This is a genomic window from Marinobacter changyiensis (assembly GCF_009193265.1).
In the GTDB taxonomy this organism is placed as follows: Bacteria; Pseudomonadota; Gammaproteobacteria; order Pseudomonadales; family Oleiphilaceae; genus Marinobacter; species Marinobacter changyiensis.
In genome coordinates, this window is the sequence record NZ_VZZZ01000001.1 from 586,881 (window position 1) to 598,427 (window position 11,547).

Genomic DNA, 11,547 nt, shown 5'->3' on the forward strand with positions numbered 1-11,547 from the left:
TATCATACCGAGCTTAACGATAGGCAATGTTTACAGCATCGCCGGCATGTGCATCCGAACAAGCATTTTAACGGCCCTTCCTGACAGGTCCACTACAGCTATTCGTCAATTGCATAGGCAGCTATCTTTCACGCTATACTCACGACCATTAAATTAACACATTGAACATGCCCGCTACGGTGACTTTCCGGTGTTTCCGATTGTCACCCATGGACACATGGTAATCAGGACCCGACTCATGCGAACAGCCTCCCGTTTCTTAATCGTCATTCTCTTTCTTGGCGTTGTTCTTGGTGGCATTTTTGGCTACAAGTTTTATCAGTTTGGCCAGATGCAGGAGCAGTTTTCCCAGCCTCAGCCGCCAGCGGTTATCTCTGCGGTAAAGGCCGAGATTGCGTCCTGGCGGCCTGCTGTAAAAGCCGTTGGCAGCATCGTCGCGGTCAACGGTATTGAAGTGGCCAATGAGGTGCCGGGTGTGATTGAGGAGATCAATTTTGACTCCGGCGATACAGTACAAAGTGGCGATGTCCTGATCCGGCTCAACAGCGCAATCGATGAAGCGGCCGTTCGTACCCGCAAGGCAGAAGCCCAGCTGGCCGAACAGGAATTCAAACGGGTCTCCGACCTGCTGCCGAGGCGCGCGGTGTCGCAATCCCAGTATGACGAGTCCAAGGCTAATTTCGATGCGGCTGAAGCCAGGGTCAATGAAGCAGAAGCCCAGCTCAGCAAGAAAGTCATTCGGGCTCCCTTCGACGGCACCGTAGGCCTGCGCATGGTGGATCAGGGTGAATACCTTGCCACCGGCTCTCCGATTGTCGAAATCAATATGCTTGATCCGATTTATGCGGATTACACCCTGTCTGAGAAAGAACTTTCCGAGATCGCCATTGGCTACACTGTTGAAGTGACAGTGGCCGCCGTACGAGGAGAAACCTTTGAGGGCGAGATCACCGCCATTAACTCCTCGGTAAACCCCGAAAGCCGTACCGTTCGACTACGGGCAACACTTCCGAACCCGGGCAACAAACTCAAACCCGGCATGTTTGCCAGCGTTCTGACCCGCCAGCCGGAAGATAAAGCAGTCGTTACCGTACCCAGAACAGCCATTTCCTATAACACTTACGGTGACTACGTGTTCGTGGTCGAGAACAATGACGAGGACGAACTTATCGTTAATCGCCGCACCGTAACCAGCGGCGAGACCCGCGACGGCCGGGTTGCCATCACCCGCGGGCTGGAAGCAGAAGAGCAGGTTGTTGAGAAAGGACTGCTGCGGCTGCGGGCTGAACAGCGCGTGACCATCCAGAAGGATTCGGACTCCGGCGATGACAAGACCACCGATTCATCGGCGGAGGCCTCTGACTGATGCGCTTCACTGACATTTTTGTCCAACGGCCGGTACTGGCCACTGTTGTCAGCCTGCTGATTCTTCTGCTGGGCGCACGGGCGGCCATGGAGATGGAAATCCGCCAGTACCCCGAACTGGAAAGCACCACGGTGACAGTAACCACCGCCTATCCGGGGGCAAGCTCTGATCTGGTCAAAGGGTTTATCACCACGCCACTTCAGCAAGCCATAGCCGAAGCCAGCGGCATTGATTACCTGAGTTCTACCAGCTCCCAGGGCCGGTCCACCATCGAAGCAAAGATGGTACTTAATTACGACGCCAACGCAGCACTGGCAGAAATACAGGCCAAGGTCGCCAGCCAGCGCAACGTGTTGCCAGCGGATGCCCAGGACCCGGTTATCACTTCGACCACCGGCGACTCCACCGCCCTGATGTACATTGCGTTTTACAGCTCCGAGTTGCAGGTACCGCAAATCACCGATTACCTCACCCGTGTGGTGCAGCCCAAGCTACAGGCGCTGGCGGGAGTCGGCAAAGCGGATCTGCTGGGGCGTAAGTTTGCCCTTCGGGTATGGCTCGATCCCGAGCGACTTGCCGCCGTCGATATGACGTCCCGGGAGGTTGTGAATGTATTACTCCAGAACAACTACCAGGCCGCTGTCGGCAACACCCGCAGTGAATTCGTCAAAATCAGCATGACCAGCGATACCGATGTCGGCGATCCGGAACAGTTCAAGGATCTCGTGGTCAAGGAATCGGACGGCTCCCTGATCCGGTTGAGCGACATCGCCCGGGTCGAGCTGGGGTCGGAAACCTACGACCAGCTGGCGCTCTACAAGGGTCAACCTGCCACTTATGTCGCCATTGAACTGTCCCCCGGCGCCAACCCGCTGACCGTCGCCAAACTGGTGAAAGATGAGCTACCGGGTATTGAGCAGCAGCTGCCCGCGGGACTCGATGTACGCCTGGCCTACGATGCTTCCGACTTCATCGACAACTCGATCAATGAGGTCATCAAGACCTTGCTGGAAGCCATGGTCATCGTTCTGGTGGTGGTTTTCCTCACCCTGGGCTCTGTCCGTGCCGCTATCGTCCCCTCCGTGGCAGTGCCACTGTCGCTGGTCGGCGGCGCTTTCGTCATGCTGTTGATGGGGTTTTCGCTGAACCTCCTGACGTTATTGTCGATGGTTCTGGCCATCGGTCTGGTGGTGGATGATGCCATCATCATGGTGGAGAACGTCCACCGTCATATCGAAGCGGGTGAGTCCCGGTTTGATGCGGCCATCAACGGCGCTCGGGAAATGGCTACGCCGATTATTGCCATGACCACGACGCTGGTCGCCGTTTACGCCCCGATCGGTTTCATGGGCGGACTGGTAGGGTCGCTGTTTACCGAATTCGCCTTTACCCTTGCAGGTACCGTGGTTATTTCCGGTATCGTCGCCCTGACCCTGTCACCCATGTTGTCGGCACTGGTGCTCAAACCCCACGGCAATCCGGGCCGCTTTGAAAACCTGGTCGAGCGCACTTTCACCGGCCTTGCCAATGGTTACAAGCGTGCGCTGACGTCAACCATGCAGACAATTTCGGTGGTTATCTTCTTTGCTCTGGTCGTGCTGACCTCGATTTACTTCATGGTCGCCATGAGCCAGAACGAACTGGCCCCGACGGAAGATCAGGGCATTCTCTTCTACCAGGGTCTCGGCGCCCAAACCTCAACGCTGGAATACCTGCAGGAGCATGGCGACGAAGTGCAGGAGCGGATGGCTGGAATCGAGGGCTATAACGAGGATTTCATGATCCTCGGTATCACTGGGCCCAACGCTGTGTTTGGGGGTTTCAAAATGGCACCCTGGGGTGACCGTGAGATCAGCCAGTTCGAGGTCCAGCCCAAACTTCAACAAGAGTTGTCCAAGGTCACGGGTCTGCAAACAGCCGTGTTCCCGCGCCCGTCACTACCGGGCTCCGGGGGCGGCCTGCCCTTCCAGTTCGTACTGACCACGGGTGAGGATTACGAGCGTCTGAACGAGGTTGCCAACGAGTTGCAGGGCAAGGCCATGCAGAGCGGTAATTTCATGTTCCTGCAGAAGTCGATCGATTTTGATCGCCCGGTCACCAACGTCAAGGTGGATCGCGACAGGGTGGCGGACCTTGGCCTGTCGATGCAGGACGTGGGTCAGGCGATGTCGAGCATGCTGGGGGGCGGCTATATCAACCGCTTCAATATGCAGGGCCGTTCCTATCAGGTGATTCCTCAGGCCGATCAGCAATTCCGGACCGACGAGCAAGCCCTGAACGAATATTACATACGGGCGGATAACGGCGAACTGGTGCCCCTGAGCAGCGTCATCACCTTTGAGAAATCGGTGGAGCCCTCGCAACGGACCCAGTTCAATCAGCTCAATTCGCTCACCCTGGAGGGCGTGCCGATGCCCGGCACCACCGCAGGCGATGCCATGGCCTTTATGGAGCAAACAGCTGCAGATACGCTGCCTCAGGGCTTCAGCTACGATTACACCGGGGAAACCCGCCAGCTGGCCAATCAGGGCAGCGCCCTGATGGTGACGTTCTTCCTTTCACTGTTGGTGATTTACCTGGTGCTGGCGGCGCAGTTCGAGAGCTGGCGTGACCCCTTCATTATCCTGGTGTCGGTGCCCATGTCGGTGGCGGGCGCCATGGCCTTTATCGTGCTCGGGTTTGCCACTATGAACATCTACACCCAGGTGGGACTGATCACGTTGATCGGCGTGGTCTCCAAGAACGGCATTCTGATTGTCGAATTCGCCAATCAGCTTCAGGTCGACCGTGGTCTGAGCAAGCGTGAAGCCGTTCTGGAAGCTGCGGCTATACGGTTACGGCCGATCATCATGACCTCGCTGGCATTGATCTTTGCCATGGTGCCGCTGTTGATCGCGGTTGGGCCTGGCGCTGAAAGCCGGTTTGCCATAGGTCTGACCATCGCCACAGGCCTGGGTATCGGCACCTTGTTCACGGTGTTCGTGCTACCTGCCTTCTATATCCTGCTGGGCCGGGACCACAACGGCAGCAAACCAGAAGAGGGCGACCAGACACCGGTGCCCGCACACTGAACCGGATGGTCCCATAAGCCCGACAGCCACCTGGTTGTCGGGCTTTTTTTTGCCTACTCCCCTATACTGAGGAATGACTATCATGACTCGACGGACACCTCGCCCGTGACTCTCAGCTCGCTGTTCTGGATATTCGTTGCCGGTTTTCTGGTGTGGTACTGGTGGAAAGCCAAAGCCATAAAGGACTTCGTCCTGACCGCTGCCAAAGCCTACTGTAAAAAGATGGATGTGTTGCTACTCGATGAGGCTGTTTATCTGCGCGGGCTCTGGATCAAACGTGACCAGCAGGGCAATCTGCGGGTGTGGCGACGTTTTATGTTTGATTTCACCTCCACCGGTGAAGAGCGCTACCTGGGGCGGATCATCATGCTTGGACGCACCATCGAGCACATGGAACTGGAACCCCACCGGTTCAGCGGACCGGAATACTGAGCCCGCCACGACACTTCCCTGTTAGCCCCTCCCCCAAATGGGTGATTCTGTTAAAGCCCCCAATCGCAAATAATCTTCGACGCATTGGAGACAAAGGCTGCCAATCATGACAGCCGCAGACAAAAACAACAGGAGTCAACCATGCGAAAACTCATCACTCTGGCCGTGGTGTTGGGCTGCGTCGTGCTCGCCGCGCCCACTCTCAGCTATGCAGACTACACCAAAACCAAGTATCCGATCGTACTGGTTCACGGCGTTACCGGCTTTAACACCATCGGCGGCCTTATCAATTATTTCCACAACGTTCCCTGGAACCTCGAGCGGAGCGGTGCGCGGGTCTATTCCGCCAGCGTCTCGTTCGTCAACAGCAGTGAGCAGCGCGGGCAACAACTGGCCAACTACATCAACGGCCTCGGCCAATCAAAAGTCAACATCATGGCTCACAGTCAGGGCGCGCCGACCTCCCGCGTGACGGCTTCCCTGATCCCACACAAAATTGCCTCCATCACGTCCATTAACGGGGTAAATAAAGGCTCCAAGGTTGCAGATGTTGCTCGGGGCATCATTCCCCCTGGCAGCTATGTCGAGGGTGGCGCTAACGCCATCGCTGGCGCGCTGGGTGACCTGGTCAACGCCCTGTCAGGATCCAACAACCCTCAGGACGGTGTTGCGGCACTGGAAACCCTGACCACTAATGGCACCACCCAGCTCAATAACGCGCTGGACTGGAAAGGGGTCAACCGCTGGTCCTGTGCGGGAACCAATGAGGACGTGTGGATCAATGGTAACCGGATCAAGTTCTTTTCATGGACCGGCCGCGCGATCTGGACCAACTGGACCGACATCACCGATCCCTTTCTGGGTGTTACCTCTCTGGCCTTTGGCAATGAACCCAATGATGGCCTGGTCGGCGTTTGTGCAACTATGATGGGCAATGTCATCGGCACTCATTATGAGATGAACCACGTGGATGCGATTAATCACCTGTTCGGTGCGCGCTCCTGGTGGACAAACCCGATATCGCTTTATCGCAGCCAGGCTAACCGCCTGAAGAACCGCGGTCTTTAGCCCGAAGCTGAAAACTCTGAGCGAGCCAGGACCCCGGACCGGAGTAATCCGCCGGGGGACTTGCCGTAAGCCGCATTTTCGGGATCTGCTACTATGTCCAAACGTCATCTTTCTTCACGGGGGAAATCCCTGCTTGTGCTGTCTGGAGCAGGTCTTATTGCCGGTTCTGGCTTGTGGTTTTTCGGCTATGATCAGACCCCTCAAGCAAGCGTTGCCGAATTCAGCTCCGGCCAACAACAAACAATCTCCTCTGCGGCAGCTCCAGACCCAATTGCAAGCCAGCAGAAAGCTCAGGTTGCACCTGAAGAGCCGACACAGGCGAACTCATTCCGTACCCCCGTGAGCCTGGGCGACACACCGTTTGTAAACTCGTTGGAGGGAACCGACATTGACGGGCAATTGCGCACCAATGCCGCCGGCAATCTCGTGGTTGACCTGCAAACAAAGGACTTCTTTGACTACTTTCTCAATACCGTGGGCGAAGTGGCGCCCAAGACGGCTCTGGACAAAATTGAAAGTCTTGCCCGTGACAGCTTGCCGGGGCCCGCTGCCGGTGAGGTTATGGCATTGCTGGAGCAATACCTGGACTACAAACAACAAGCTCTTGTCCTGGGGAATGCTCAGCTTGATCCCGCCCGCCAGCAAGACCCCGCCTATCAGCTCTCAGTATTCCGACAGGCGCTGAACGATCTGAAACAGCTTCGCAGCTCAACCTTCAGTTCAGATACGCACCGGGCTTTTTTCGGCCTTGAAGAGGCTTACGGGGAATACACGCTTGCCAGCCTGGACCTTCAGCAGCGAACCGACCTCTCCGAGACGGCCAGAAACACTCTGCAAGCCTGGCACCGTCGCCAATTACCGGATGTTATCCGGCAAACCGAAACCCGCCTGATCGAAGAAGAGGATCTACACTCCCGTCGGCAGGCCATACTGGCGAAAGCATCCTCGCCAAAGGACGCCGGGGAACAGTTAAGAAAGTCGGGGATGGCCCCTGACCAAATCGATGACGTGGTGGCCTACCTGAGTGAACGGGAGCAGTTTGAGGGCACTTTTGACCAGTACCAAGCTGAGCTTACACGATTGCAACAGGCTGGCCTGGCCCCGGCTGATCTGGCGGCGCAAAAAGACCAACTGCTGGAGTCTCATTTTGACGATGAGCAGACCCGAACATGGGCCAGACTGAAATCTATGGAATCGCCATCCCGGTAATATCACCCAGTTCCTTTTTCGGTAGCAGGACAAGGTTACACTAGGGCCTCCGCTTCGCCTCTACCGGAGCCCTCCCGATGAAGCTGACCGAACTCAGAACACAACGCATTGCCGGCTTTCGACACTTACGTTTCGAATCCGGGCTCGAAGGCCGCTATCGCGCTGAGCGGGACCATGCCCTGCGCTTGCGCTCCCGCCCGGTCACCGCGGCGGCACTGGCGCTGTTCCTGCTCTATGCGCTGCTGGACTTGACGATGCTGCCCGCGGAGCTTGCCCGTCATACCATTGCCGTGCGCCTATTCTTTACCTGTCCGGTGATCGCTCTGGTGTACTGGCTGTCCTACCGCCCTATCACCCTGACCACCTTTGTGCGCAGCTATACCCTGGCCTACATGGCTGGGGGTTTCAGTGTGGTCCTTGTTATTGGCCTTGCCCGACAGGCACAGCACCCTATGCCCTACGACGGTATTCTGCTGATGCTGATGTTCGGCTACTTCGTAATGGGCTTGCCTTTCCGAACAGTCTCGGTCGCCTCCGCCATGATCATTCTGGCCTACCTCTCCATGGAACTGGCCACTGGCATGGACTCGGACGAGCTGATGACCAATGGCTTCTTTATCGGCACCACCAACATCATCGGCATGGTAGGTTCGTGGCTAAGTGAATACCGTCAGCGCGCGCATTTCCTGGACCGTCAGATGCTGGAAATTTCTCGGAAGAACGCAGAAGAGGAAAGCCACCAGAAGACCCATCTGATCACAGTCGCCAGCCACGATCTGCGCCAACCCCTGAATGTGATCAGCCTGATGCTGGAGAACCTGATCGCCGAAGGGCTGCCACGGACGCAATCGGAGCTGGTGACAAAACTGAAAACCTCGGTGGCTCACTTCAATAGTCTGCTTGGTTCTGTGCTTGATATCTCCCGCATTCACGAAGGCATGATCAGCCCGGAAAACAAAGCGCTGGACGCTTACCAGGCGCTGCTGCAACTGCAGGATGCCTGTCTGGAGGATGCCAGGAACCGGAATGTCCAACTCGATTTGTTACCGATCGCAACAGGCACCGGCGTCATTGCTGACCCCCAGTTGTTACACAGAATCCTGCAGAACCTGGTAGTCAATAGCCTTGAGCACAGTGCCGCCAGCATCATTCGTCTGCATGCCCTCCGACAAGGCAAAGAAGTCTGGTTTGAGGTAGTCGATAATGGCCAGGGCATCCACCAGGACACCGTCGGCCGAATATTCGAACCCTTCTTTCGCGCCGCTCCTGAACAACAACCACACTCAGGGCTCGGGTTGGGCCTGGCCATTGTAAAAGAACTGACAGAGCTGATGGGGGGCGTCTGCGGTGTCACATCCACGCCGGGGCAAGGCAGCCGTTTCTGGGTCAGATTCCCCGCCACCAACCCGCCGGCTCTGCCTGTCGCTATGGCACCGATAATACCCGGAACTGCTATCGGTGGCGTGACCTTGCTGGTCGTGGAAGATCATGACGAAACGCGCCACTGGCTATGCGAAACCATCAAAGGCTGGGGTTATCGCACTGTTGTATTTTCGAATGCAGAGCAAGCACTGGCAGCGCAAAACGCTGGGAGCACGACCGGAGAAATGATGGAAAGCGCTGGTGAGCGCGCGACCGGACGCCATGGTGAAGGAACCGCAGAAACTTTTGATTTGCTGGTGAGTGATATCCACTTGCCAGGCATCTCCGGACGGGAACTGTTTGACGCCCTGTCCCGCAATGGCGCCATCCGGGGTGGCATCCTGATAACCGCCGATACCAGCGTATTCCAGGGCTATGACGACAATCGGCACCGGTGGGTGATGCACAAGCCTCTGACACCCATGCGTCTGAGGGCGGCTATTGTGCAACTGGCTTCGCAGGCTGAACCCGCGTTGATCTCAACATAACCCCATCAGTTCCGGCCTGATCATTTCTGGGGTCAGATCAGCCCCAGAGCTCGGGCCCGGACAACGCATTCCGTTCGGTTGTGTACATCGAGCTGGGAAAAAACGGCTTTCAGATGGGTTTTTACCGTGTGCCCTGTCAGATCGAGGCGCTGGCAAATACGTTTATTGGGTAATCCGTCCGCCAGCAGTTTCAATACTTCCAATTGCCGGGGCGTCAGCTGTCCCGGCGCGTCCACAATGGGACCCAGGGTCGGATAGAAAATGCCACCTTCACTGATACAGCGAATCATCCGGACCAACGCGTGGCGCCCAGCCGACTTTGGCAGGAAGCCGACAGCACCGGCTGCCTTGGCGGCAAGCACAGAGATTTCATCCTCCCGGCTGGAAATGACAACCACCGCAACCGGCATACTGAATTCCGTCAACCGTTGAAACAGCGTCAATCCTGCCTCGCCCGGTAATGTCAGGTCGAGCAGGATCAGGGCGGTTTCCGGGTAGTCACGCAAATTTTCCAGCGCCGAGGCTATGGAGCCGGCCTTTCCCACCGCACTGACCAGTTTCTCCTGGATCAGGATGCTCGCCAGACCATCTGAAAAAATCGGGTGATCGTCCACAATCAACACCCTGGACAGGGGCATATCAGTTTTTGAGCGCGAACAGAGGTTGCCTGCTGACTGAATATTCATGAGCTCTCCGCGTATGCGCTGTTTTTGTTGTGGCGGTTACAGGCACTATACGCGCCCAGAAGCACACAGGCAGTCATGCGGTTAACCTATTTGTGACGCAGGTCCCTTGTTAGCAGCCCAGCGGGCACCGGCGATTCCGGGCAACGCTGGTGCCAGCATGAAGCTCAGCTGATCCGGAAGCGCTGGACGGCGGAGTCAAGGCTTTCGGAAAGATGGGTAAGCTGCTCGGCAGCCGCTGAGCTTTCGGTGGCCACATCGGCGTTCTCATTCGCCATCTGGGCAATCTGCTCGACATTGGCCGCCACGTCGTTACTTACTGTCGACTGTTCACGCAGTGCGCTGGAAATCACATGAACCACCTCAAGCACCTGTTCGGCACTCTTGCGGATATCGTCCATCGATGCACCGGCCTGGTTCACCATACCCACGCCTCCTTCAACCAGTCCTTCCGCGCCTTCCATACCCTTGACGGCGTGTTCCGCGCCTTTTTGCAGGGTTTCAATCATGCGGGCTATTTCGTCGGTGGATTTCGACGTGCGCTCGGCCAGGCTGCGCACCTCGTCCGCCACCACAGCAAAACCGCGACCCTGCTCGCCCGCCCGCGCCGCCTCAATGGCAGCATTGAGCGCCAGCAGGTTAGTCTGATCGGCAATTTCCCTGATGACGTTGATGATGGTGGAAATCTGCTGGGAGTTCTTACCCAGCTCGGCTATGGCCTTGGAAGTCGTCTGCACGGTCTCGCTGATCCGGCCCATACTGTCAATGGACTGGTTGATAATGCGATAGCCGTCGGTCGCCAACTGGCCGGACGTTGCGGAGATGGTATTCGCTTCCTCAGCACTGTTGGACACATCCGCAATACTGGCGGATAGCTCTTCCATCGCGGTCGCCATCCGGCTGGCGGCATCACTCTGCTGGCTCGAGCTGCTGGCGGTTTGTGACGAGACGGTGGAAATACGCCCGGCAGCCTGGCGCAACTCGGTAGAGCCCTGGGCAATGGTTCCCAGCATGTCACGGAGGTTTTTCTGCATCCTACTCATGGCGTCAATGACGGCGCCTACTTCATCGGACGTGTCGTTATGGATTGTGACGGTCAGATCGCCGTCAGCAATGGCCTCGGCAATCTCGCCCATGTAATTGAGACGGCGTGAGATGTAGCGTCCCAACAGGGTCGCGACCATCAGGGCAATCACGATAGCGGCAACAGCCAGGATTAACTGAAGCAGTTCCAGTCTGGCCTGGTCGGTGTCGGCCCGTTCAGTACGACGCTCGAGCAACGCTTCCTCGGTTTCACGAATCTCCCCCATCAGGGTCCGGATGCGGTCCATGCGTTTCTTACCGCGCCCCTCTGCCAGCTCTTCAATCAGGGACAGTGACGGCTGGGGACTGGCACGATTCTCCCGACGTTGCTTAATAAAATAATCAATGGCGTTGGCTTGCCAGTCCCGAATGGCCACTTCCAGCTCACCGAGGCGCTTCAGCTGGTCAGGATTATCAGACATCATTTTCTTGAGCTGAGTGAGCTCCTCCCGCAACCGGGCCTTGCCAATAGTCAACGAGCCAAGAAACTCCTCCCGAGCAGATATCAGGTACCCTCGCTCACCGGTTTCAATATTACTCAGGGCAAGTCGGACCTCTTCTATTGAGACCAGTATTTCATAGGTGTGGATATTGCGGTCATTGTTGTATTCCAAGGTCTTTCCTGCAGAATAGCTCAGAGCCACCACCGCCAGGATCAACACGATCAGGATCAGAAACCCCCCATACAGCTTCGTTGACAGGTTGAGTGACTTCAGCATGTAAAT

General features: G+C 56.8%; 8 protein-coding genes. 6 read left to right on the forward strand and 2 right to left on the reverse strand.

The window, feature by feature from the left end; genetic code table 11:
* Positions 1–238 precede the first annotated feature (238 nt).
* The 6 genes from F6Y09_RS02880 to F6Y09_RS02905 all read left to right on the forward strand — a co-directional run bounded on the left by F6Y09_RS02880 (position 239) and on the right by F6Y09_RS02905 (position 9,056).
* The gene (locus F6Y09_RS02880; RefSeq protein ID WP_152205398.1) at positions 239–1,366 is read left to right on the forward strand and encodes an efflux RND transporter periplasmic adaptor subunit; all 1,128 of its coding nucleotides are present in this window, start codon (positions 239–241) and stop codon (positions 1,364–1,366) included.
* Positions 1,366–4,437: an efflux RND transporter permease subunit gene (locus F6Y09_RS02885; protein ID WP_152205399.1), complete on the forward strand. Its 3,072-nt coding sequence runs from the start codon at positions 1,366–1,368 to the stop codon at positions 4,435–4,437. The genes F6Y09_RS02880 and F6Y09_RS02885 overlap by 1 nt, the downstream gene beginning before the upstream one ends.
* Before the next feature lie 105 nt (positions 4,438–4,542).
* Entirely contained in the window at positions 4,543–4,869 is a 327-nt protein-coding gene (locus tag F6Y09_RS02890) for a DUF3301 domain-containing protein (protein WP_152205400.1), read from the forward strand.
* Between the two features lie 141 nt (positions 4,870–5,010).
* Complete coding sequence (locus F6Y09_RS02895; RefSeq protein ID WP_152205401.1) at positions 5,011–5,937, forward strand: esterase/lipase family protein; 927 nt, start codon at positions 5,011–5,013, stop codon at positions 5,935–5,937.
* 93 nt (positions 5,938–6,030) lie between these two features.
* Positions 6,031–7,146 (forward strand): lipase secretion chaperone, encoded by a 1,116-nt coding sequence (locus F6Y09_RS02900; RefSeq protein ID WP_152205402.1) that lies wholly within the window; start codon positions 6,031–6,033, stop codon positions 7,144–7,146.
* A gap of 77 nt (positions 7,147–7,223) precedes the next feature.
* Positions 7,224–9,056 (forward strand): hybrid sensor histidine kinase/response regulator, encoded by a 1,833-nt coding sequence (locus F6Y09_RS02905; RefSeq protein ID WP_152205403.1) that lies wholly within the window; start codon positions 7,224–7,226, stop codon positions 9,054–9,056.
* Between the two features lie 32 nt (positions 9,057–9,088).
* On the opposite strand, the gene F6Y09_RS02910 is transcribed toward F6Y09_RS02905, so the two are convergent.
* Together F6Y09_RS02910 and F6Y09_RS02915 are read right to left on the reverse strand one after the other, a co-directional pair.
* Entirely contained in the window at positions 9,089–9,742 is a 654-nt protein-coding gene (locus F6Y09_RS02910) for a response regulator transcription factor (RefSeq protein ID WP_152205404.1), read from the reverse strand.
* A 164-nt stretch (positions 9,743–9,906) separates the two neighbouring features.
* A complete protein-coding gene (locus tag F6Y09_RS02915; RefSeq protein ID WP_152205405.1) occupies positions 9,907–11,541 on the reverse strand; it encodes a methyl-accepting chemotaxis protein in 1,635 nt (544 codons plus the stop codon).
* Between the last annotated feature and the right edge of the window lie 6 nt (positions 11,542–11,547).

Coding starts and splice junctions, on each gene's coding strand:
- F6Y09_RS02880 (WP_152205398.1), top strand. CDS start 239: ATGCGAACAGCCTCCCGTTTCTTAATCGTCATTCTCTTTCTTGGCGTT.
- F6Y09_RS02885 (WP_152205399.1), top strand. CDS start 1,366: ATGCGCTTCACTGACATTTTTGTCCAACGGCCGGTACTGGCCACTGTT.
- F6Y09_RS02895 (WP_152205401.1), top strand. CDS start 5,011: ATGCGAAAACTCATCACTCTGGCCGTGGTGTTGGGCTGCGTCGTGCTC.
- F6Y09_RS02900 (WP_152205402.1), top strand. CDS start 6,031: ATGTCCAAACGTCATCTTTCTTCACGGGGGAAATCCCTGCTTGTGCTG.
- F6Y09_RS02905 (WP_152205403.1), top strand. CDS start 7,224: ATGAAGCTGACCGAACTCAGAACACAACGCATTGCCGGCTTTCGACAC.
- F6Y09_RS02910 (WP_152205404.1), bottom strand. CDS start 9,742: ATGAATATTCAGTCAGCAGGCAACCTCTGTTCGCGCTCAAAAACTGAT.
- F6Y09_RS02915 (WP_152205405.1), bottom strand. CDS start 11,541: ATGCTGAAGTCACTCAACCTGTCAACGAAGCTGTATGGGGGGTTTCTG.